Origin of the sequence: Caenimonas terrae, from assembly GCF_042655405.1 — a bacterium.
GTDB classification, from domain to species: domain Bacteria; phylum Pseudomonadota; class Gammaproteobacteria; order Burkholderiales; family Burkholderiaceae_C; genus Ramlibacter; species Ramlibacter terrae_A.
The window spans coordinates 159,740-181,910 of the sequence record NZ_JBHSMF010000009.1; the positions used below are offsets into that span (position 1 = coordinate 159,740).

The 22,171-nt window shown below is 70.5% G+C and carries 15 protein-coding genes; 6 read left to right on the forward strand and 9 right to left on the reverse strand.

Annotated elements, in window-relative coordinates; translation table 11 throughout:
• Window positions 1-63: 63 nt before the first annotated feature.
• Complete coding sequence (gene dinB, locus ACFPOE_RS14455) at window positions 64-1,305, reverse strand: DNA polymerase IV (protein WP_376850826.1); 1,242 nt, start codon at window positions 1,303-1,305, stop codon at window positions 64-66.
• A 99-nt stretch (window positions 1,306-1,404) separates the two neighbouring features.
• On the opposite strand from dinB, the gene ACFPOE_RS14460 reads away from it, so the two are divergent.
• On the forward strand, window positions 1,405-1,836 hold the full coding sequence (locus ACFPOE_RS14460) for a hypothetical protein (RefSeq protein WP_376850827.1): 432 nt from the start codon (window positions 1,405-1,407) through the stop codon (window positions 1,834-1,836).
• A gap of 150 nt (window positions 1,837-1,986) precedes the next feature.
• Here ACFPOE_RS14460 and ACFPOE_RS14465 read toward each other — a convergent pair whose 3' ends face one another.
• Entirely contained in the window at window positions 1,987-2,925 is a 939-nt protein-coding gene (locus ACFPOE_RS14465; RefSeq protein WP_376850828.1) for an EamA/RhaT family transporter, read from the reverse strand.
• A gap of 56 nt (window positions 2,926-2,981) precedes the next feature.
• Here ACFPOE_RS14465 and ACFPOE_RS14470 point away from each other — a divergent pair, with 56 nt between their 5' ends.
• Complete coding sequence (locus ACFPOE_RS14470; RefSeq protein WP_376850829.1) at window positions 2,982-3,515, forward strand: P-loop NTPase family protein; 534 nt, start codon at window positions 2,982-2,984, stop codon at window positions 3,513-3,515.
• 19 nt (window positions 3,516-3,534) lie between these two features.
• Here ACFPOE_RS14470 and ACFPOE_RS14475 read toward each other — a convergent pair whose 3' ends face one another.
• The 4 genes from ACFPOE_RS14475 to ACFPOE_RS14490 form a co-directional block, all read right to left on the reverse strand.
• Window positions 3,535-4,683 (reverse strand): alpha-hydroxy acid oxidase, encoded by a 1,149-nt coding sequence (locus tag ACFPOE_RS14475; protein WP_376850830.1) that lies wholly within the window; start codon window positions 4,681-4,683, stop codon window positions 3,535-3,537.
• A 103-nt stretch (window positions 4,684-4,786) separates the two neighbouring features.
• A complete protein-coding gene (locus ACFPOE_RS14480) occupies window positions 4,787-6,280 on the reverse strand; it encodes a DegQ family serine endoprotease (protein WP_376850831.1) in 1,494 nt (497 codons plus the stop codon).
• 81 nt (window positions 6,281-6,361) lie between these two features.
• A complete protein-coding gene (locus ACFPOE_RS14485; RefSeq protein ID WP_376850832.1) occupies window positions 6,362-7,699 on the reverse strand; it encodes an ATP-binding protein in 1,338 nt (445 codons plus the stop codon).
• On the reverse strand, window positions 7,696-8,355 hold the full coding sequence (locus tag ACFPOE_RS14490; RefSeq protein ID WP_376850833.1) for a response regulator: 660 nt from the start codon (window positions 8,353-8,355) through the stop codon (window positions 7,696-7,698). Before ACFPOE_RS14490 ends, ACFPOE_RS14485 begins: the two co-directional genes overlap by 4 nt.
• Before the next feature lie 131 nt (window positions 8,356-8,486).
• On the opposite strand from ACFPOE_RS14490, the gene ACFPOE_RS14495 reads away from it, so the two are divergent.
• Window positions 8,487-9,314 carry a DUF4399 domain-containing protein gene (locus tag ACFPOE_RS14495; protein WP_376850834.1) on the forward strand — a complete coding sequence of 276 codons (828 nt, stop codon included), beginning with the start codon at window positions 8,487-8,489 and terminating at the stop codon, window positions 9,312-9,314.
• A 7-nt stretch (window positions 9,315-9,321) separates the two neighbouring features.
• Here the strand turns inward: ACFPOE_RS14495 and argH are convergent, their stop codons facing one another.
• Window positions 9,322-10,716 (reverse strand): argininosuccinate lyase, encoded by a 1,395-nt coding sequence (gene argH / locus ACFPOE_RS14500; protein WP_376850835.1) that lies wholly within the window; start codon window positions 10,714-10,716, stop codon window positions 9,322-9,324.
• Between the two features lie 32 nt (window positions 10,717-10,748).
• Between argH and ACFPOE_RS14505 the strand changes: the two genes are divergently transcribed.
• From ACFPOE_RS14505 to ACFPOE_RS14515, 3 genes are read left to right on the forward strand one after another with little or no spacing between them, the layout of a single operon-like run.
• A complete protein-coding gene (locus ACFPOE_RS14505) occupies window positions 10,749-11,780 on the forward strand; it encodes a sensor histidine kinase (RefSeq protein ID WP_376850836.1) in 1,032 nt (343 codons plus the stop codon).
• A 22-nt stretch (window positions 11,781-11,802) separates the two neighbouring features.
• Entirely contained in the window at window positions 11,803-12,543 is a 741-nt protein-coding gene (locus ACFPOE_RS14510; RefSeq protein WP_376850837.1) for a LytR/AlgR family response regulator transcription factor, read from the forward strand.
• Window positions 12,544-12,575: 32 nt separating this feature from the next.
• Window positions 12,576-13,790, forward strand: coding sequence for an AI-2E family transporter (locus ACFPOE_RS14515; protein ID WP_376850838.1), 1,215 nt, complete (start codon window positions 12,576-12,578; stop codon window positions 13,788-13,790).
• Here the strand turns inward: ACFPOE_RS14515 and ACFPOE_RS14520 are convergent.
• Together ACFPOE_RS14520 and ACFPOE_RS14525 are read right to left on the reverse strand one after the other, a co-directional pair.
• Complete coding sequence (locus ACFPOE_RS14520) at window positions 13,759-21,924, reverse strand: glycoside hydrolase family 94 protein (RefSeq protein WP_376850839.1); 8,166 nt, start codon at window positions 21,922-21,924, stop codon at window positions 13,759-13,761. The two genes, ACFPOE_RS14515 and ACFPOE_RS14520, sit on opposite strands and share 32 nt — an antisense overlap.
• Window positions 21,900-22,130 carry a hypothetical protein gene (locus tag ACFPOE_RS14525; RefSeq protein WP_376850840.1) on the reverse strand — a complete coding sequence of 77 codons (231 nt, stop codon included), beginning with the start codon at window positions 22,128-22,130 and terminating at the stop codon, window positions 21,900-21,902. Before ACFPOE_RS14525 ends, ACFPOE_RS14520 begins: the two co-directional genes overlap by 25 nt.
• Between the last annotated feature and the right edge of the window lie 41 nt (window positions 22,131-22,171).

Below are 22,171 nucleotides of genomic sequence, written 5' to 3' on the forward strand. Positions count from 1 at the left end.
GTAGGGCGGCATTGCCCGCCTGTGTGTAGTCCGAAGGGGCCGGCCGCGGTAGGAAGGGATTGCTCAGAACAGGTCCAGCGTGCCGGGCCTTGCCTCTGCCGTGTCGGCGCCATCCGGCGCCGGCGCTTCGTTGGCGGCCGTTTCCACCGCCGCGCCGGCCTTTTCCAGCTTGCCCACGCGCACGCCCAGCAGGCGCAAGCGGCGCTCGAGTTGCACGCGCTTGAGGCATTGGCCCGCCACCTGCCGGATGGTCTTGGGATCGTCGGTGAAGTGGTCGATGGTCTGGTCCCGGGTCGCGATCCTGAAGTCGTCGTAGCGCAGCTTGATGCCGATGGTCTTGCCCACATAGCCCTTGCGCTGCAGGTCGCCGGCCACCTGCCTGCACAGGTCGGTGAAGATGGCGCCCAGCTCGGCCCGGTCGCGCACCGCGTGCAGGTCGCGGTCGAAGGTGGTCTCGCGGCTCATCGACACCGGTTCGCTCTCGGTCACCACCGGCCGGTCGTCGCGGCCCCAGGCGGCGTCGTGCATCCAGGCGCCGTAGGACTTGCCGAAGTTGTCGACCAGCCACTCGCGTTCCTGGGCGGCGATGTCGCCCACGGTCAGCAGGTGCAGCTTGTGCAGCTTCACTTCGGCCTTGGGCCCGATGCCGTTGATCTTGCGCACCGGCAGCGGCCAGATCCTGGTACGCACATCGTCCTGGTAGACGATGGAGATGCCGTTGGGCTTGTTGAATTCGCTGGCCATCTTGGCGATCAGCTTGTTGGGCGCCACGCCGATCGAGCAGGTCAGCCCGGTCTGCTGCTGGATCGCCTTCTGGATCAAGCGGGCCAGCACCCGGCCGCCCTCGCGCTGGCCCCCGGGCACCTCGGTGAAGTCGATGTAGACCTCGTCCACGCCGCGGTCCTCCACCACCGGCGCGATCTCGCGGATGATGGACTTGAACTGGCGCGAGTACTTGCGCACCTCGTCGAAGTCCACCGGCAGCACCAGCGCGTCGGGCGCCAGCTTGGCCGCCTTCATCATGCCCATGGCCGAACCGACGCCGAACTGCCGCGCCGGGTAGGTCGCGGTGGTGATGACTCCGCGGCCCACGTAGTCCTTGAGCAGCGGAAAGGCCTCGACCGGGATTTCCGACAGCGGACGGTCCGAATACTTCTCCCGGATGATCTCGTCCACCTTGCGCCGGCCGCCACCGATCACGATCGGCAGGCCCCTGAGCTGCGGGTAGCGCAGCAGCTCCACGGAGGCGAAAAACGCGTCCATGTCGAGGTGGGCGATGCGGCGGATGGGGGGGTCGGCGGGCACCTCGCAAGCATAGCGAAGGGGCCGGCGCCGGCCGGGGCCTATAGTGTCCCTTGTTCAGCCACATCGCATTACGGGAGAAATCCATTGGCCGCATACGCAGTGAAACACATCGCTGAGGAGCAGGGCCCCCTGCTCGCGAACCTCAAGACGATCCGCAAGACCCCGCATTCCTACACCTCGCGCGAGCCCGAGGCCAGCGAGGCGGCGGCCGGCGGCGACGTCTACGTGGTCGAAGTGCGCAAGGAAAAGGCCCTGCGCACCTACTGGCTGGGCTACAAGTACCAGGCCAAGGAAAAGTACGCGCCGGCCGGCGGCGGCGTCTGGAAGGGCGGCTTCCGGTTCCGCAACTCCTGCACCCCCGGGGACCGCGCCGACGGCGTCTATTTCGAGGTGCTGCCGCAGATCACCGATTCGGCGCTGTGCGAGTGGTTGTCCACCCAGACCCCGATGGTGGTGTTGCCGCAGCCGATCGTCGACCAGCTCGAGGCCATGATCGACACCCACGCCGAGGCGGCACGCTACTACGCCTGAAGGCGGGAACGGGAACGGGAGCGGGAGCGGGAGCGGGGACAAGGACGCAGAAAGCGCAGAAGCAACGCAGAAAGCGCAGAAGGGGAAACCAGGTTGAATTGAATTCAATCCCACTGTCTTTCTGCGTCTTCTGCGTCCGGCTGTCCGCTTTCAGAGCCGCGCGCATACAACCACCAGCCCGATTGCAACCAGCGCCAGGCCGACCTGTTCGGCCAGGCCCAGCTTCTCGCGGAACAGGCGCCGCGACACGAGATAGCTGAAAAGCACTTCCACCAGCCCCAGCGTGCGGACATCGGCGGCGGGACGCAGCGCGAAGCCGGTGAACCATCCAAGCGAAGCCACGGCCCCCATGCCGCCCGCCAGCAGCGAGATGCGCCAGGCCTGGCGGATGCCGCTCAATGCCTGCGGCGCGCGCCACGCCAGCCAGCTTCCGAGCAGCAGCGATTGCAGGGCCTGCGCGCACATCACGCCCCAGGCCGCAGCCAGCCAGGGCGACAGGCCGGGCAGCTGCAGCGCCGCACCCCGGTAACCGACGGCCGACAGCGCGAAGCCGGCGCCCGAGGCCAGCCCCAGCACGGCAACCTTGCCGCCCCAGCCGCGCGCTGCCTCGGCCCCCGGCTTGCCGTTCGTGCCCTGCGGCAGCGACAACATCACCACGCCGGCGCTGGCGACGCCGATCGCCAGCAGCGTCAGCCAGGCCGGCACCTCGTGCAGGAACAGCGCCGCGAACAGTGCCACCTGCAGCACCTCGGTCTTGGAATAGGTGACGGCGACGATGAAATTGCGCTCCTTCATCGCGCCCAGCAGGAACGCGGTGGCGGCGATCTGGCTGACCGCGCCGAACGCCACCCAGGCGAAAAAGGCAGTCGTGAATGCAGGAAGCGCCAGCCCCGCCCCGGACAATCCCTGCAGCACGACCACCGCCAGGGCGGCGAACGGCAGGCCGTACAGGAACCGGACCAGGGTGGCGCCGAGCGTGCCGACCTGCGCCGTCAGGGTGCGCTGCGCCGCGTTGCGCGCGGTCTGGGCGGCGGCCGCCGCCACCACGATCGGAATCCAGGCCCAGGCGGCGACGGAAGATGCTTGCATCGAAGGGTTATAGCGGGTTGGCCGCGGCGCCGATTCTGTGCGACGCTCTCGGCATCTTGAAACGCACCAACCGCTTCGCCATCATCGGCAACGCCGGCTCCGGCAAATCCACCCTGGCCTGGCAACTGGCCGGCGAAATGGACCTGGCCCTGCTGGACCTGGACATCGTGGCCTGGGAACCGGACCGGGTCGCCGTCCCGCGGCCGCCCGACGTGGCGGCGGCCGACGTCCACAGCTTCTGCCGCTCCTATCCCGACTGGGTGGTGGAGGGCTGCTATCCGGGCCTGATCTCCACCGCGCTGAACTACCGGCCGCTGCTGCTGCTGCTGGACCCGGGCATGGACCAGTGCCTGGCCAACTGCCGCGCCCGGCCCTGGGAGCCGCACAAATACCGCTCGCGCGCCGAGCAGGACCGCAAGCTGGGCATGCTGATGGCGTGGGTGGAGGGCTACTACGAGCGCGACGGCGAGTTCTCGCTGGCGGCGCACGAGGCGCTGTTCGAGGCCTATCGCGGGCCCAAGCAGCGGCTGTCGCGGCTGCCGGGGCCGGACTTCCAGCCGCGCGGCATGGCCAGCTGGGGCCAGCGCTGAAGGCCGGACCCGCAGGGTTTCAGTAGGTGCCGGGCAGCAGGATCGACTTGTCCACCTTGTGGATGTCGGTGTGGCCGCAGAAGGCCATGGTCAGGTCCAGCTCCTTGTGGATGATCTGCAGCGCCTTGGTCACGCCTTCCTCGCCCAGCGCGCCCAGCCCGTACAGCATCGAGCGGCCGATGTAGGTGCCGCGCGCGCCCAGCGCCCAGGCCTTGAGCACCGACTGGCCGGAGCGGATGCCGCCGTCCATGTGCACCTCCATCCGGTGGCCGACCGCCTCCACGATCGCCGGCAGCGCGGAGATCGAGGAGGGCGCGCCATCGAGCTGGCGGCCGCCGTGGTTGGAGACGATCAGTGCCTCGGCGCCGGTATCCGCGGCGATGCGCGCGTCTTCCGCGTCCTGGATCCCCTTGAGCACCAGCTTGCCGCCCCAGCGCTTGCGGATCCATTCGACGTCGCTCCACGACAGCGCCGGGTCGAACTGCTTGGCCGTCCATTCCGACAGCGAGCCCATGTTCTCGATGCCCTTGACGTGGCCGAAGATGTTGCCGAACTGGCGCCGCGGCGTGCCCAGCATCCCCATGCACCAGCGCGGCTTGGTCATCAGGTTCAGGATGTTGGCCAGGGTCGGCTTGGGCGGCGCCGACAGGCCGTTGATGATGTCCTTGTGGCGCTGGCCGATGATCTGCAGGTCCAGCGTCAGCACCAGCGCCGAGCAGTTGGCCGCCTTGGCGCGGTCGATCAGGCTCTCGATGAAGCCGCGGTCGCGCATCACGTACAGCTGGAACCAGAACGGATGGCGGTCGGTGGCCTGCGCCACGTCCTCGATCGAGCAGATGCTCATGGTCGAGAGCGTGAACGGGATGCCGAACTTCTTGGCCGCGCGGGCCGCCAGGATCTCGCCGTCGGCATGCTGCATGCCGGTCAGGCCGGTGGGCGCGATCGCCACCGGCATCGCCACCTCCTGGCCCAGCATCCGGGTGCGGGTGGTGCGGTTCTCCATGTTCACCGCCACCCGCTGGCGGAATTTGATCCGGTCGAAGTCCGCTTCGTTGGCGCGGTAGGTGCTCTCGGTCCACGAGCCGGAATCGGCGTAGTCGTAGAACATGCGGGGCACGCGCTTCTTGGCCAGGACGCGCAGGTCCTCGATGGTGGTGATGACGGGCACGGGCTCTCCTCGGTTTGCAGGAATGCTACCGCCTGCCCCGGCCCGCGGCCTGAAGAAATCTCAGGGGGGACGAATTTCGTTCATCCCCCCAGGGGGCGCGGAATCAGCCGACCCGCACCGGCACGAAGATCTTGTCGGTGCCGCGCTGGATCAGCAGCGCCACCGACTTGCCGGCCTTGGCCATCATCGAGCGCACCTGCTCGATGCTGGTGACCGGCGCGCCGTTGACCGCCAGCAGCACGTCGCCCGCTTCGACGCCGGCGCGCGCGGCGGCACCGCTCGCGTCTTCCACCAGCAGGCCGCCGTCGACGCCGGCTTGCCGCTGCTCGCCGCGCTCCAGCGGCCGCAGCGCCAGCCCCAGCTTGCCGCCTTCGGTGGCGTCGGGCCGTGTGTCGTCCTGGGCCACCTTGTCGGCGGCGTTGGCCAGCCGCGGCGTCAGCTGCAGCCGGTTGCCCTTGCGCCAGACGTCCAGCTTCACCGTGCTGCCCGGCGTCGCCAGGCTGATGATGGCCGGCAGGTCACCGGAGGCGACGATGGGCTGGCCATCGACGCCGCGGATCACGTCGCCCGACTTCAGGCCCGCCTTGTCGGCCGGGCTGCCCTTCTCGACGCTGGAGACCAGCGCGCCTTCGGGCTTGTCGAGGTTGAACGAATCGGCCAGCGCCTGGTTCACTTCCTGCACCGCCACGCCCAGCCGCGCGTGCTGCACCTTGCCGGTGGTGACGATCTGGTTGCGGATCGCGGTGGCCAGGTCGATCGGGATCGCGAACGACACGCCCATGTAGCCGCCGGACTGGCTGTAGATCTGCGAGTTGATGCCCACCACCTCGCCGCGCGAGTTGAACAGCGGGCCGCCCGAGTTGCCCGGGTTGACGGCGACGTCGGTCTGGATGAAGGGCACGGCGCTGTCGTCGGGCAGCGTGCGGCCCTTGGCGCTGACCACGCCGGCGGTGACGGTGTTCTCGAAGCCGAACGGCGAGCCGATCGCCAGCACCCATTCTCCGACCCGCAGGCTCTTGACGTTGCCCAGGGCGACCACCGGCAGGTTCTTGGCGTCGATCTTGAGCACGGCGACGTCGGTCTTGGGATCGGCGCCGAGCACCTTGGCCTTGAACTCGCGGCGGTCGGTCAGCTTGACCGTCACCTCGGTGGCGTCCTTGACCACGTGGGCGTTGGTCAGGATGGTGCCGTCGGCGCTGACGATGAAGCCCGACCCCTGGCCGTGCATCGGTACGCTGCGCGGCACCATGCGGCCCTGGCCCTGCTGGAAGCGGCGGAAGAATTCGGACAGGTCGCCGCCCTGGAAGGCTTCGGCGCCCATCTCCTCGCCGCCGGTCTTGCGCATGCCGCTGACGCTGATGTTCACCACGGCCGGGCCGTAGCGTTCGGTGATGGCGGAAAAGTCGGGCGGCGCGATGGTGCCGACCGGGGCCGCGGCCACGGGCGCCGCCGCCTGGGCTGGTGCCAGCAGGGCGACTTGCGGCGCGGACGCGGCATTGGCGTGGTTGTGCAGCGCCTCGACGCCGGCGCCGCCGACGACGCCGGCAGCCAGCAGGGCCAGCACCAGCGGCGCGGACTTCATGGAAGCTTGGGACATGGGTTGCTCCTGGGAAAGGGATGGTGGAACGGTGGAAGGGATCCGACCACCCAACTGTGGCGCCGTCCGCTTAGGACAGCCTTAAGCCGGCCGCGGGAAGCGCACTTCGCAGCGCAGTCCACCCAGGCGGGGCGAGCTGTCGAGCGTGACGGTGGCGCCGTGGGCGTCGGCGATGGTCTTGACGATGGCCAGCCCCAGGCCGCTGCCCTGCGCATGGTTGCCGGGCACCCGGTAGAAGCGGTCGAACACCCGGTCCCGCTCGGCCTGCGGCAGGCCCGGGCCGCTGTCCTCCACGAACAGGCAGGGCGAGCGGTCGCGCAGGGCCAGCGAGATGTCGACCTGGCCGCCGTCCGGCGTGTACTTGATCGCGTTGTCCAGCAGGTTGCGCAGCAGGGTGTGCAGCGCCTCGGGCCGGCCCTGCACCTGGAGCGGCTCGCTGTCGCCGGCCGCCAGGCCCAGGTCGATGCGCCTGGCCTGCGCCTGCGGCAGCACGTCGGAGACCACCTGCCGCACCAGCTCCTGCAGGTCGACGCTCTGCGCCTCGGGCGGCTTCTGGCGTTCGCCCTCCTCGCGGGCCAGCGCCAGCAGCTGGCCGACCAGCTCGATGGCGCGGTCGATGCCGTCGTTGAGCCGGGCCACCGCGGCGTCGCGGCTGGCGTCGTCCTGCGGCCGGCGCAGCGCCTGGGCCTGCAGCTTGAGCGCCGTCAGCGGCGAGCGCATTTCGTGGGCGGCGTCGGCCACGAAGCTGCGCTGGGTGTCGAAGGCCTGGCGGGCGCGGCCGAACAGCAGGTTCAGCTCGCGCACCAGCGGCAGCATCTCTTCCGGCAGGTCGGCGTCGGGCAGCGGCGAGAGGTCGCCGGCGGTGCGCGAAGCCACCTGGCGCCGGGTGCGTTCCACCGGCGCCAGCGAGCGGTCGATCAGCCACCATGCGATCAGCATCAGCAGCGGCGCCAGCAGAGCGATCGGCAGCACCGCCCGCAGCGCCATCGCGCGCGCCCGGGCCTGGCGGGCGTCCAGGTCCTGCGCGATCTGCACCGTCTGCTCCGGCGTCTGCAGCGAATACACCCGATAGCGCACGCCGCCGGCGACGCCGTCGGAAAAGCCCAGCACCGCCTGCGCCGGCAGCTGCGAATGCGGCGAGCGGAAGATCTGGGCGCCGTCCGGGCCCCAGATCTGCACCATGAAGTCGTAGGCCGGATCGCCCGGCGACAGCGCCAGCCCGGGCGGCAGGCCGCCGCGCAGCGAGCGCGCCATTTCCTGCAGGTGCTCGTCGAACAGCGCGTCGGCCTGCGCCAGCGCGGTGCGGTAGGCCGTGCCGGCCTGCAGCACGGACACCAGCGCGATGGCGGCCAGCACTACCCACAGCAGCCGGCGCCGCAGCGACGGCGGGGCGGGACGGGTGCCGGCGGCCTGGCTCATTGCCGCGGCACCAGGTAGCCCAGGCCGCGCACGGTCTGGATCATGTCGGCGCCCAGCTTCTTGCGCAGGCCGTGGATGTAGACCTCGATCGCGTTACTGCTGATCTCGTCCTTCCAGCCGTACAGCTTCTGCTCCAGCTGGCTGCGCGAGAACACCGCGCCGGGCCGCTGCAGCATCGGCTCGAGCACCGCCCATTCGCGCGCCGAGAGCGACACCGGTTCGCCGTTGACGTCGGCCTCGCGGGTGGCGGGGTTCAGCGTGACGCCCATGTGGCTGAACACCGGCTCGGCCCGGCCGGCGCTGCGCCGCAGCAGGGCGCGGATGCGGGCCATCAGTTCGTCGGTGTCGTAGGGCTTGACCACGTAGTCGTCGGCGCCGGCGTCCAGCCCGGCGACCCGGTCGGCCACGCCGTCGCGGGCGGTGGCGATCAGCACCGGCATGGTCTGGCGCCGCGTGCGCAGCGAGCGCAGCACGTCCAGGCCGCTGCGCCCGGGCAGGCCCAGGTCCAGCAGCACCAGGTCGTAGTCCTCGCTCTGCAGGGCGGTGTCGGCCATCGCGCCCTCGCGCACCCAGTCGACCGCGTAGTGCTCCGCGCGCAGCGCATCGAGCACCGCCTCACCGATCATCGGGTCGTCTTCGACCAGCAGCAGTCGCATGGAGTCCTGTGGGTGCAAAGCCCGGATTATCCGGGCCGATGCTGAAACCAGGCTGAAGCGTGCACTTGTGCCAGCCGCATGAAGACTGAACAGTATATATTGTGACTTGTAAGTCTTGTTACCAGATCCCAATGCGAAACCAACTCCGATTCCTGTCCCTGCTGGTCCTCCTCGCCGCCGCAAGTCCGGCCGCCGTCATCGCGCAACCGATGGCCCTGACCGAGGCGTCCGAGCTGCTGAGCCATCCCTGGGTGGAACCGCCACCCAACCGCCAGCCCGAGGCCTACTTCACCAACCTCAGGGACGGCGACAGCCGGGTGGCGCCGTTCGTGCTGCGCTTCGGCCTGTCGATGCGCGGCATCGTGCCCGCCGGCAAGACGGCCGGCCGCGCCGGCCACCACCACCTGTTGATCAACCAGCCGCTGCCGCTGGACTTCAAGAAGCCGCTGCCTTTCACCGACCAGTACATCCACTTCGGCAAGGGCCAGATGGAAACGGTGATCAATCTCAAGCCCGGCACCTACAACCTGAACCTGCTGCTGGCCGACCAGGGCCACATTCCCTATTTCGTCTTCAGCAGGCCCCTGCGCGTGACGATCACGGCGCAGGACCCGAAGCTCACCCCGGCGGCGGTGCTGGGCCCGCGGCGGATCGAGATCCTGAACCTGGCCGACCAGCAGGCCGTGAAGGGCCCGTTCCGGGTCCAGTTCCACGCCAGCGGCTACAACATCTCCCACCGCGACGCCGGCGTGCCGGACAGCGGCCACTTCCGGCTGACGCTGGAGCGCGGCGGGCGCAGGGAATTGCTCGATTTCCGCCAGGGCCAGACCGAGGTCTGGCTCAACCCGCCGCGCGGCGATTACGCGCTGCAGCTCGATCTGGTGGACAACACCAGCGACCGGCCGCTGGCATCGGCGCCGCCCCTGCGGCTGAACGTCAGCACCAGCGCCGGCTTGTGACCCGGCCTCAGGCCAGGCGCTGCTTGTGGCGCTCGATCTGCAACCGCACCTGCGCCGGCGCGGTGCCGCCCAGGATGTTGCGGGCGTTGAGCGAGCCGCGCAGGCTCAGCACGCCGTAGACGTCCTTGTCGATCTTGGGATTGAACTGCTGCAGCACCGCCAGCGGCAGCTCCGACAGGTCCACCTGGTGCGAGATCGCCGCCTTGACCGCATGGGCCACCGTCTCGTGGGCGTCGCGGAACGGCAGGCCCTTCTTCACCAGGTAGTCGGCCAGGTCGGTGGCGGTCGCGTAGCCCTTGAGCGCAGCCTGCTCCATCGCCTCGGGCTTGACGGTGATGCCGCCGACCATCTCGGCGAAGATCCGCAGCGTGTCCTTGAGCGTGTCCACAGTGTCGAACAGCGGCTCCTTGTCTTCCTGGTTGTCCTTGTTGTAGGCCAGCGGCTGGCCCTTCATCAGCGTGATCAGGCCCATCAGGTGGCCGACCACGCGGCCGGTCTTGCCGCGCGCCAGTTCCGGCACGTCGGGGTTCTTCTTCTGCGGCATGATCGACGAGCCGGTGCAGAAGCCGTCGGCGATGTCGATGAAGCCGAAGCTCTGCGACATCCACAGCACCAGTTCTTCCGACAGCCGGCTGATGTGGATCATCGCCAGCGCGGCGGCGGCGGTGAACTCGATCGCGAAGTCGCGGTCGCTCACCGCGTCCAGCGAGTTCTGGCAGACGCCGTCCATCCCCAGCGTCCGCGCCACCAGCTCGCGGTCCAGCGGATAGCTGGTGCCGGCCAGCGCCGCCGCCCCCAGCGGCAGCCGGTTCAGGCGCTTGCGCGCGTCCTGCAGCCGCTCGGCGTCGCGGCTGAACATCTCCACGTAGGCCAGCATGTGGTGGCCGAAGCTCACCGGCTGGGCCACCTGCAGGTGGGTGAAGCCGGGCAGGATCACTTCCACGTTCTTTTCGGCGATGGCAAGCAACGCCTTCTGCAGGTCGACCAGCAGGCCGGCGATCAGGTCGATCTCGCCGCGCAGCCACAGCCGCACGTCGGTGGCGACCTGGTCGTTGCGGCTGCGGCCGGTGTGCAGGCGCTTGCCGGCATCGCCGGCCAGCTGGGTCAGCCGCGCCTCGATGTTCAGGTGCACGTCCTCCAGGTCGAGCTTCCACTCGAACTTGCCGGCCTCGATCTCCTGGCGAACCTGCGCCAGGCCCTGCTCGATGGCGGCGTGGTCGGCCTTGGAGATGATGCCCTGGGCCGCGAGCATGCCGGCATGGGCCAGCGAGCCCTCGATGTCGGCCTGCCACAGGCGCTGGTCGAACAACACGCTGGCGGTGTAGCGCTTGACCAACTCATTCATCGGCTCCGAGAACAGGGCCGACCAGGCGTGGGATTTCTTGTCGAGTTGGGAAGTCATGGGGCAATAATCGGGATCTGACCCCAATTGAGATGAAAGACTCGCAAATTTTATCGGCCTTCATGGAAGAGCCGCGCGCCCGGCCCAAGCCGGAGCGCGTGCTGGTGTTCGACGCCTGCCATGTGGGGGTCATCATGCGCGCGGTGCTGTTCGTCGAGGCCACGCTGATGACGGGGGCGATGTACGGCGCCGCCACGCCGATGGACTGGCTGCTGCGGGTCGCGCTGCTGACCGGCGCGGCGCTGCCGGCCACGCTGGCCTGGCTGATCGTCGCCTGCAGCCTCAAGGGCCAGCTGGAGCGCCTGTCGCCGCCCTGGCAGGCCGTGTTCGGCATCGCCCTGGGGGCGGCGGCCGGCATCTACGGCTGCGTGCTGCTGCGGCTCACGGGCGTCACTGCGTCGCCGCCGTGGCTGGCGTCCGCCATCACCGGGGCGCTGCTGTCCGCGCTGCTGGTGGCCGCGCTGATCCTGCGTGCCAAGGGCCGGACCCCGGCCGCCACCACCGCGCGCCTGTCGGAGCTGCAGGCCCGCATCCGGCCGCACTTCCTGTTCAACACGCTCAACAGCGCGATCGTGCTGGTGCGGCAGGACCCGGCGCGGGCCGAGACGCTGCTGGAAGACCTCAGCGACCTGTTCCGCCACGCGCTGGCCGACCAGGGCGAATCGGTGACGCTGGCCGAGGAAGTGGCGCTGGCCCGGCGCTACCTGGCGATCGAGCAGGTCCGGTTCGGCGACCGGCTGCGGCTCGAATGGGCGCTCGACGAGAACGCCGGCAACGCCAGGCTGCCGCCGCTGCTGCTGCAGCCGCTGGTGGAAAATGCCGTCAAGCACGGCGTCGAGCCCAGCCCCGAGGGTGCCCAGGTGAAGATCAGCACCCAGCGGCGCGGCGGCGTGGTGGTGATCAAGGTCACCAACACCGTGCCGGCCGGCCAGGGGCGGCGCGGCCACGGGGTGGCGCAGGACAATGTGCGCGACCGGCTGCGGCTGCTGCACGACGTGCAGGGTCAGTTCCAGACCGCCCTGGTCGACGGCATCTACCAGGTGCGCATCGAGGTTCCCGCTTGACAGGCTCTCCATGGAGGTTGCTATGACACTTCAGGTGCTGGTTGTCGATGACGAAACCCTGGCCCGGGCGCGGCTGCGAACCCTGCTTGGCGACTGCACCGCGCCGGCCGCCCATGTCGGCGGCGAGGCGGCCAACGCCACCCAGGCCATGGAGCTGCTGCGCCGCCAGGCCTTCGACGCGGTGCTGCTGGACATCCGCATGCCGGGCGCCGACGGCATGGCGCTGGCCCAGGCGATGCGGATGCTGGCGCAGCCACCGGCGGTGATCTTCGTGACAGCCCATGCCGAACATGCGGTGGAGGCGTTCGACCTGGAAGCCGCCGACTACCTGACCAAGCCGGTGCGGCTGGAGCGCCTGCAGATGGCTCTGCAGAAGGTGGAGCGATCGGCGCTCGCCAGCCGCGGCGCCCAGCCCGAGGCCGCGCCGGAGGTGCTGGTGATCCAGGACCGCGGACGCACCGAACGTGTGCCATTGCCGGAAGTGCTGTATTTCAAGGCCGAACTGAAGTACGTGACGGTCCGCACCGCGGCCAGGAGCTATATTCTGGACGCCTCCCTCAGCGAGCTGGAGGACAAGTACCCGGCGCAGTTCATGCGGGTCCACCGCAATGCGCTGGTGGCCCGCCACGCGGTCCGGGCGCTGGAAAAACATGACGATCCCGAGGAAGGCGAGGTCTGGGCGGTGCGCCTGAACGGCATCGACGAAGTACTCGCCGTGTCGCGCCGGCAGCTGTCTGCGGTGCGCGAGGCGCTGGCCGGCTGAACCCGGGACCGGGCGGTAAACGATTGGGAACGATGGACAAACACAACGACGACGAAGAGCAGACAGTTCCCGCCACCACCACGCCGCCGCCTCCGACGCCGTCACCTGCGACGCCTGCGGTCCCGGCCGATGAACGCACCCAGGTGCTGCTGCATGTTCCGGTGAACGTGCGCAGCGCGACGCTGATCGTGCTGGCGGCGCTTGCCGTGCTCGCCACCCTGCACCTGGCCAGCGACTTCTTCATTCCGGTGATGGTCGCCTTCATGTTCAGCCATGCGCTGGCGCCGGTGGTCGATGCGCTCGAGAGCTGGCGCGTTCCGCGCGCCATCAGCGCCGCGGTGCTGATCCTGGGCCTGCTGGGGGGCATCGGCTTTTCGGCCTACTCCTTCAGTGACGATGCCAATGCGCTGATCGCGTCGTTGCCCGAGGCGGCGCAGAAGGTGCGCGGCGCCGTGCGTGCGCGCCGGGACAAGCCGGAGACGCCGCTGGAAACGATGCAGAAGGCGGCAGCGCAGCTGGAACAGGCGGCGGAGGAAGCCAGCCCGGCCGCCACCGCGCCCAAGAGCAACGTGCAGCGGGTGGTGATCGAAAAGCCCCGCTTCGACCTGCGCGAGCACCTGTGGAACGGCACGATGGGACTGGTCAGGCTGGTCGGGCAGGTCGTGGTGGTCACCTTCTTGACCTACTTCCTGCTGCTGGCCGGCAATACGTTCCGGCGCAAGCTGGTCAAGATCACCGGCACCACCCTGTCGGACAAGAAGATCACGGTGCAGGCGCTGGACGAGATCGCCTCGCAGATCCAGCGCTACCTGCTGGTGCAACTGGTGACCAGCGTGATCGTCGGCGTCGCCACCGGCCTGGCGTTCTGGGCGCTGGGGCTCAAGCACGCCGTGGTGTGGGGCTTCGCCGGCGGCCTGCTCAATCTCATTCCCTACATCGGCTCGGCTGTCGTCACCGGCGCCGCGGCGCTGGTGGCCTTCCTGCAGTTCGGCTCGGTCAACATGGCACTGGCGGTGGCCGGCGCGTCGCTGGCCATCCACACCCTCGTCGGCAATCTGCTGATGCCCTGGCTGACCAGCCGCTCCAGCGCCATGAATCCGGTGGCCGTGTTCATCGGCGTGCTGGCCTGGGGCTGGCTGTGGGGCGTGTGGGGCCTGCTGCTGGGCATCCCGATCATGATGGTGGTCAAGGCGGTGTGCGACCGCGTCGACCACCTCAAGCCGGTTGGGGAACTGCTGGGGACCTGAAGGTCTGGGCCGGCCCGGCCGGCCCGTCGCCGCGCACGAGCAGCACCGCCTTGCGCGGCAGCTGGTCAAGCTCCACCCATTCGCCCCATGCCACTTGCCGGTCCGCGCTCACCAGCGAGCGCGGATGCAGGTCGCGCTCCCAGTGGATGCGGATGTCGCGTCCCTGCAGCTGCAGCCGGATCTCGAATGCCGGCCAGTGCGCCGGCAGCCGCGGCGACAGCGACAGCGCGCCCGGCCGCACCGACAGTCCCAGCAGCGTTTCCACCGCGGCGCGGTACAGCCACGCGGCCGAACCGGTGTACCAGCTCCAGCCGCCGCGGCCGACGTAGGGCGCTTCGCTGTAGATGTCGCCGGCAGTGACGTAGGGCTCCAGCTCGTAGGCGGCCGCCCGCGCGGGCAGCTGGCTGCGGTGCGCCGGGCTGATCGCCTGGAAGCTGGCCCATGCGCCCTCGCGGTCGCCGCTCAGGGCCTGCGCCATCAGGGCCCACACCGCGCCGTGCGAATACTGGCCGCCGTTCTCGCGCACGCCAGGCGGGTAGGCCTGGATGTAGCCCGGATTGTTTTCCGAATGCTGCAGCGGCGGGGTCAGCAGCTTGAGCAGGCCGGCCTCGTCGTCCACCAGTTGCCGCTTCATCGCCGCCAGCGCCGGGCCGGTGAACGCCGGCGTCGATGCGCCCGAGAGCACCGACCACGCCTGCGCGATCAGGTCGATCCGGCATTCGTCGTTGGCCTGCGAGCCCAGCGGCGCGCCGTTGTCGAAGAAGGCGCGCCGGAACCAGCCGCCGTCCCAGCCGGCAGCGTGCAGCGCCGCGATCCAGCCGTCGCGCGCCTGCAGCCAGCGGCGGGCCCGCTCGCCGTCGTCGCGGGCCTGCGCCACCGGCGCGAAGCGTTCCACCACCGTGCACAGGAACCACGCCAGCCACACCGACTCGCCCTTGCCCTGCTGGCCGACCCGGTTCATGCCGTCGTTCCAGTCGCCGGTGCCCATCAGCGGCAGCCCGTGCTGGCCGACCTTCAGGCTGCGGTCGATGGTGCGGGCGCAGTGCTCGTACACGCTGGCCGTGGCCTCTGACACCTGCGGCGTGTAGTAGGCGTCTTCGGCGCCGTCCGGGATCTGCGGACCTTCCAGGAACGGCACCTGCTGCTCCAGCAGGCCGGCGTCGCCGCTGGTCTCCAGGTAATGGGCGCAGGCGTAGGGCAGCCACAGCAGGTCGTCGGAGAAGTGCGTTCGCACGCCTTCACCGCCGGGCGCATGCCACCAGTGCTGGACGTCGCCTTCGGGAAACTGGCGGGCCGCGTTGAGCACGATCTGCTCGCGCAGCCGCTGCGGGTCCGCCAGCCCCAGCGCCATCGCGTCCTGCAGCTGGTCGCGAAAGCCCGAGGCGCCGCCGGCCTGGTAGAAGCCGGCCTTGGACCAGATCCGGCAGGACACGGTCTGGTACAGCAGCCACTGGTTGACCATGGCGTCGAACAGCGGGTCCGGCGTGCGCACCTGCACCACGTGCTGCAGCTGCGACCACCAGCGCTTGACCTGCGACAGCGACTCGAGCGGATCGCGGTTCTGCCAGCTGGCTGCCAGGTCCTGCGCGGCCGCCGCCGTCGTGCCGTGCCCCAGCACAAAGGCGAAAGCGGTGCTCTGGCCGGGCGCCAGCACCAGGTCGGCGGCCAGCGCGGCGCACGGGTCCAGCCCGGTGCCGGCGCGGCCGGCGAAACGTTCCGGCAGGCCCAGGCGGCCGGCGATGTCGAAGAACTCGGAGCGGTCGCAGGTCCATTGCGACAGCCGGGGGCCGCCGGTCAGCGTCACGAAGCCGGTGTGGCCGCCGAAGCCGGCGCGCTGCTCGCGCTGCTGGCCGAACACGGCCGGCAGGGTGGCCGATTTCCAGCTGGCGACGCCGCGCCGCTCGCCGCGGTTGGCGCCCAGCTGCCACTCCACCAGCGCCACGGCGCGCAGGCGCCGGCGGGTGGTGCCGACGTTCTCCAGCCGCACCCGCACGATCTTGGCCGGCTGCTCGCGGTCGGCGAAGAAGGTGGTCTCGACCTCGATGCCGTCTTTTGCGCTCTCGAACACGCTGTAGCCCTGGCCGTGCCGCACCCGCAGCGGCCCGCCGGCCCGGGCCAGCGAGAGCACCTCGCCGCTGTCCAGGTCCTGCAGCAGCCAGTGCTCCGACGCCGGGTCGGCCACCGGGTCGTTCGACCAGGCGCTGACCTGGTGCAGCCGGCTGTTGACCGACCAGGTGTAGCCGCTGCCGGTCTCCGACACCTGGAAGCCGAACCCGGGGTTGGCGATCACGTTGACCCACGGCCGCGGCGGCGCCTGGCCGGCCGCCAGGTCGAAGCGGAATTCGCCGCTGGGTGCGTCGAAGACGCCGGTCACCGGCGCCGGCTTGTCTTTCGCAGCGCCCGGCTCGATCGCCGCCGGCACGGGCGCCAGCGCTTGTGCCGCCGGGCCGGCCCACAGCTCCCGCAGCGCGGCCACCTGCACGTCCAGCGGCCGGCCGTCGGCGCTGAGGATCGCCCGCGCATGGCCGACCAGTGCCGCCTTCTCGGCCACCGACACTTCCTGCTCGCGCAGCAGGAAGAAGCCGCCGGCGTCGCTGCGCGGAAAGCTGTTCTGCACCGCCTGCGCCAGCCGGTCGCGCAGCGCCAGGATGTCGCGCTGCAGCGGCATCAGGTAGGAATTGGGTTCGCTGTTGAGAACCACCACGTCCACCGCCAGCCCGCCGAAGCTCCACCACGGCTGGGCCCGCAGCAGCGACTGCACCAGCGGGATGCCGTGCGACGAATGCACCCGCACCAGCACGATCGGCTTGTCGCCCGACAGGCCGAAGCGCCAGAGCGCGCGCTGGTCCAGCGGCGCCCGCTCGATCGGCGCCCGCGGCGCGCTGTACATCAGCGCGGTGGTGAGGTCCTGCAGCGCCAGGTTTTCTTCCGGCGCCAGCCCGAGGTCGCGCAGCCGCACCTGGGCCAGCGTCGCGGCCATGCGCTCGGCGCGCTCCACGTGCATCGACTGCAGGTAGCTGTCGATCCGCGTCTCCAGTTCACCTTCGTGCTGGGCGGCGGTGGTGGCGAAGGTAAGCCGGGCCAGCGCGCCGGGCGCCAGCCGCACCCGCACTCGCAGGCAGGCGACCGGATCGAGCCCGTTGACCGGCGCGCCGTTGCCGTCCAGCGCCTGCGGCGCCAGCGCGGGCGCCCACAGCGGGCGGTTGCGGCCACGGAAGCTGCGCCGGTCGGTGATGCATTCGATCGATTGCAGCTCGCCGTCGACGCCGGCCAGGAAGTGCGCCGCCGCGATCTCCGGGTCGCCGTGCAGGCGCGGCCGCCGGGTCATCACCAGCGCCCGCCATTCGGCCCGCCACACGCTCTGGATGAACAGGTTGGAGAAGGCCGGATGCGCCTCGTCGGCCGCCGCCGCCGCCAGCACCGGCTCGAAGCTGGAGACCAGCTCGTAGGTTGCCGCCGTGCGGCCGGTGTTGCGCAGCGTCACGATGCGCAGCTCGGTGTCGTCCTCGGGGCTGACCAGCACCGTGATGCCGGCCTCGATCTCGTCGCCGCGGGCGTCGAACTGCACGCGGTCGGCCATGAAGCGGGCGTGGTAGCGCCAGTCCGGGCCGGGCGCCGGGCTGGCCGTCAGCGAGACCAGGCCGGGCTGGCCCTCGCGCCGCAGGTAGAAGAAGCTGCCGTAGGCATCGCGCAGCAGGTCGTCGCGCCAGCGCGAGATGTTCTGGCCGTTCCAGCGACTCACGCCGGCTCCGTTGGCGCGCAGGGCGACGCTGTAGCGACCGTTGGACAGCAGGTGGGTCGGCTGCCAGCCGTCGGCCAGCGGCAGGACGCTGCGCGACTGGAACACCGGGTGCTGGCGGTTGTCGCCGGGCTCGGGCGGATGGCGCGGATCGGCGCTCTCCACGATCTGGCGCGGCGTGCCTTCGTGCAGCAGCATCTCGTGCGCCATCACCAGGGCATCGGCCGTGAACCAGCGCCGCGGCGCGTCGGCGCACAGCACGTTGCACAGCGCCACGATCGACATGCCGTGGTGGTGCGCCATGAAGGTCTGCACCACGCTGAAGGGGTGGTCGGCCGGCTGGCGCGAGACGGTGAAGTCGATCGACTCGTACATGCCCAACGCGCCACGCCCGCCCAGCACTTCCAGCCGCTGCAGGTTGGCGGTGGCGGCGGCCGGCTGGAACATGCTCGCCAGCAGGCTGGCGTAGGGCGCGATCACGCGGTCGCCCGGCGGCGTGCGGCGCAGCGCCAGCCGCGGCGCGCCGAACGGGCCGTATTGGAAGGCCAGCGAATGATCCTGCGCGAAATACGCGGACTCGGAGATGCCCCAGGGCAGCTCCATCGCCTCGCCGGTGGCCTGTTGTTCGGCGACGGCGGCGCAGGCGGCGGAGTGCAGCAAGCCGCCCACCGGCTCGGGCATCAGCAGCGAGGGCATCAGGTACTCGAACATCGAGCCCGACCAGGACTTCAGGCCCGCCGTCACGCCGACCGACAGGAACGGCCGGCCCAGCGTGCCCCAGTGGCGGCGCGGCACGTCGCCCTTGGCGATCGCGAACAGGCTGGTCAGGCGCGATTCGGACGCCAGCAGGTCGTAGTAGCTGGCGTCCAGCACCTGCTCCTGCACCCGCAGCCCGATGTGGAACAGGTGGCGCTTGCCGTCGTAGACGCAGCCGAAGTCCATCGCCATGCCCAGCGCGCGGCAGCGGCCGGCGATGGCCAGCAGCGCGGCCTGTGCGGCGCTGCCGTCGGTGCCCTGGCGCGCCAGTTCGCGGCAGGCCTGCGCCACCGTCAGCAGCAGGCCGGCCAGGTTGCCGCTGTCCACGGTCGACACGTAGGCCGGCGGCAGCACCGCCAGCGTGCGCGTGTCGTACCAGTTGAGCAGGTGGCCGCGGTGCTTTTCCAGCCGGTCGATCGTGTCCAGGGTTGCCTGCAGGCGGCTCGTGAGCTCGCCGGTGCTGATCCAGCCGAATTCGCGGGCGCAGCACGCCGCCAGCAGGTACAGGCCGATGTTGGTGGGCGAGGTGCGATGCGCGATCGCCTCTTCGGGCACCAGCTGCAGGTTGTCCGGCGGCAGGTGGTTGTCCTCGGCGCCGACGCAGCGCTCGAAGAAGCGCCAGGTGTCGCGGGCCAGCGCCTGCAGGTACAGGCGGTCCTTCTCGCGCAGGGCCTCCACCGGCACGCGCCCGGCCATCCGCGCCGCCCACCAGTTGGTCAGCGGCGAGCAGGCCCACAGGGCGAACAGCACGAAGCCGGTGCGCGGATACACGCCCCACAGCAGCGACGCGGCCGCCAGTGCGATGCACAGCAGCGAGACCGGCCAGTGCTGCCGCACGAAGAAGCCCAGGTCCTGGCGCGCGGCCGCCTGCGCCTGTGCGGCGGTGGTCCACTCCAACAGCTTCCGGCGGCTGACGGCCAGCCGCCAGAGCGAACGCAGGATCGCGTCGAGCAGCAGGCCGGCGTGCGCCGCCAGCTGGCTGAACTGCCAGGCGGCGCCAGCCAGCGCCCGCTGCAGTTCCAGCCGGCCGACGTGGAAGAAGTGGCGCCAGGCGATGTGCCGGCGGGTGGGCACCAGGCCGGCGAGCGCCGACAGCAGCGGCCCGGCCAGCAGGGCGCCGAACACCATCACGATGGCGCTGGCGGGACCCAGCGAGCCTTCGAACACCGACAGCGCCAGCAGCGCGGCGCAGGCCGGCTGCACCAGCGAGCGGCGCAGGTTGTCGCTCATCTTCCACAGGCCCAGGGAGTCGATGCCGAAGCGCTTCGCGTGCCGCATCAGGGGCAGCAGCTGCCAGTCGCCGCGGGTCCAGCGGTGCAGCCGCGAGGCGGCCACGCCGGGATGCTGCGGATACTCCTCCACCAGCGTGACGTCGCTGACAAAGCCGCAGCGCGCGATGCTGCCTTCCAGCAGGTCGTGGCTCAGGACCGCCTCGCCTGGCAGGCGGGCGTCGAGCACCGCGTGGCAGGCCGCGACGTTCAGCAGCCCCTTGCCGGTGAAGCTGGCGGTGCCGAACAGGTCCTGGTAGACGTCGGACACGGCGCTGTTGTAGGGATCCAGGCCGGCCTGGCCGGCGAACATCTGGTGGAAGCGGGTATTGCGGCCGTCGGCCGTCAGCGGCGTGACCAGCCGCGGCTGCAGGATGCCGTAGCCGGCCACCACGCGGCGCGCGCGGGCATCGATCTTCGGCTCGTTGAGCGGATGGGCGCCGATCGCCACCAGGTCGCGCAGCGCCCCCGGCGGCAGGCCGGTGTCGCTGTCCAGCGTCAGGATGAAGCGGATGCCGCTCGCCAGCCGCAGCCCCGGCGCCAGCGGCAGGAAGCCGTCCCAGCCGCCGGTGGCCAGCGCCCGCACCAGCATCTCCAGCTTGCCGCGCTTGCGTTCCCAGCCGAGCCAGCGCTGCTGGGTCTCGCACCAGCTGCGCGGCCGGTGGATCAGCAGGAAGCGCGGCGGCGCGCCCTCCGCTGCCGGCGAGCGGGCGTTGAGGTCCTTGAGTTGCGCCACGGCATCGGCCAGCAATGCAGCGTCGGTATGGAGCGTGGCCGCGTCGGCGTCGGCCCAGTCGGTCAGCAGCGCGAACTGCGCATGCGGTTCGCGGTTGGCCAGCCAGTGGCGCTCCAGCTGCGCCAGCAGCTCGCGGGTGGAGGCCGGCGAGGTGAGCATGGTGGGAATCACCACCAGCACCGCGTCCTGCGCCGTGATGCCCCCGGCCAGTTCCAGCCGCGGCAGCAGCTCGATCTTCAGCGACTCGGCCAGCAGCCGGTGCACCAGGGAGGCGGCCGCTTCCGATGCCGGCCAGGCCAGCAGGAACAGCGACAGCGCTTCCCACCAGCCGCCGGGCGCCAGGCGGTGCGCCGCCAGCCACAACAACACCCCGGAGCCCAGTGCGATCGCGAGTGTGTACAGCCACAAACGGGAGTGCCGCCGGCGCGGCGGGCGCGGCAGGTGCAGGGCGGCCGCGAGCGCGTTGCGGCCTTCGCCGATCAGGTAATAGCCGGCGGTGTGCTGCACCGGCGGGCCGCTGGAGGCCTGGGCCAGCGCCACCACTTCCTGCGCCACCTCGCGCTCGGGCCGGCGGCTCTGGCGCGCCAGCTGCTCCATGGCGCGGGTGATCTGCTGGCGGGTGATCTCGCTTTCCTGGCCGAAGCTGGGCAGCTGCCGCAGCAGCTGCAGCGGCCGGCTGACCGGCTCGATCAGTTCCACCCAGTCGATCTGGCCGATCAGCCGCAGCGTGGTGATGATGTTGCTGACGGTGAGGTTGGCAGCCACCTGGGCCGACTGGCTCTCCATCACCAGCGCCGGGCCGTCCGGGCAATGGCGTTCCATCCACTTCACCAGCGCCGGCACGGAGTCCAGATGGTCGATCGGCACCCGCTGCCACAGCTGCGTCAGCCAGGCCCGGCGCAGGCCGCAGCGGGTCATCTGCGCGTCCATGCTGTCCAGGTGTTCGTCGGTGACGTGCTCGGCGGCGTCGCCGACGGCATGCGCCAGGTCGCGCGCCAGCTTGCCAGCGGCGATCTCGTCGGCCATGCGGCGCAGGTTTTCCAGCAGCACCACCCGCAGCGTCGTCGGCAACGCCCACAGCTCGGACAGCCGCAGTTCGCTCACTTCCTGGTAGGCGTTGAGGAAGGCGGTGAAGGTCTGCGGATCGAGCACGCTGTCGGTGTGCGCCACGTAGGCCCAGGCGATGCCGTAGACCCGCGGCAGCCCGGCCAGCGGCTGGGCCGCCAGCTTGGGCAGGTCGGCGTAATAGCGGCGCGGCACGCCTTCGCGGATCTGTTCGAGCTGGGCCTCGACCAGGTGGAAGTTGTCCAGCAGCCATTCGGCCGCCGGCGTCACGTAGTGGCCGCTGCGCGAGGTCAGCGCGATCTGGTCATAGGCGCTGCGCAGCGCCTGCAGGTTTTCCTCGACCCGCGGAAAGAAGGGGGCGCCGCCGATCGGGCGCTCTTCCACCAGCTGGGCCCGTGCCAGGCTGCGACCGTGTTCCTCGAAGCGGTGGACGCCGAACAGTTCGGCGCGGATCGGCGGCTCGGTCCCGACGCCGCCCTGCAGGATGCTGCGGGCGTAAGGGGTGACCGGCCCCAGCCAGTCGACGGCGGCGCCGGCGCGGGGCGTCAGGCGAGCGCCAGCAGCAGGCACAGCCCGGTCGCTCCGACCAGCGCGCCGGTGGTGACGATGTGGCCGAAGGCCATCGCCTTGATCCACTCAAAGGCCGAGAGCACAGGCAGCAGCGAGCCGTGGCTGCGCTGGCAATCGTTCATGTGGGAGGCCAGGGCCATCATGTCGCTGGACACGATGGTGTTGATGTCGGCAGGCGGGTGGGCCTGCGCGTGGGCTGCGTTCATTGCTCGACTCCGGTGGTGTGCCCGGACAGGGAGCGCCGGGG

Bases quoted from the DNA above. Each gene is read 5' to 3' on its own strand.
- ACFPOE_RS14505 (WP_376850836.1), top strand. From the start codon at position 10,749: ATGAAAGACTCGCAAATTTTATCGGCCTTCATGGAAGAGCCGCGCGCC.
- ACFPOE_RS14465 (WP_376850828.1), bottom strand. From the start codon at position 2,925: ATGCAAGCATCTTCCGTCGCCGCCTGGGCCTGGATTCCGATCGTGGTG.
- argH (WP_376850835.1), bottom strand. From the start codon at position 10,716: ATGACTTCCCAACTCGACAAGAAATCCCACGCCTGGTCGGCCCTGTTC.
- ACFPOE_RS14525 (WP_376850840.1), bottom strand. From the start codon at position 22,130: ATGAACGCAGCCCACGCGCAGGCCCACCCGCCTGCCGACATCAACACC.
- ACFPOE_RS14490 (WP_376850833.1), bottom strand. From the start codon at position 8,355: ATGCGACTGCTGCTGGTCGAAGACGACCCGATGATCGGTGAGGCGGTG.
- ACFPOE_RS14480 (WP_376850831.1), bottom strand. From the start codon at position 6,280: ATGTCCCAAGCTTCCATGAAGTCCGCGCCGCTGGTGCTGGCCCTGCTG.
- ACFPOE_RS14485 (WP_376850832.1), bottom strand. From the start codon at position 7,699: ATGAGCCAGGCCGCCGGCACCCGTCCCGCCCCGCCGTCGCTGCGGCGC.
- ACFPOE_RS14515 (WP_376850838.1), top strand. From the start codon at position 12,576: ATGGACAAACACAACGACGACGAAGAGCAGACAGTTCCCGCCACCACC.
- ACFPOE_RS14495 (WP_376850834.1), top strand. From the start codon at position 8,487: ATGCGAAACCAACTCCGATTCCTGTCCCTGCTGGTCCTCCTCGCCGCC.
- ACFPOE_RS14510 (WP_376850837.1), top strand. From the start codon at position 11,803: ATGACACTTCAGGTGCTGGTTGTCGATGACGAAACCCTGGCCCGGGCG.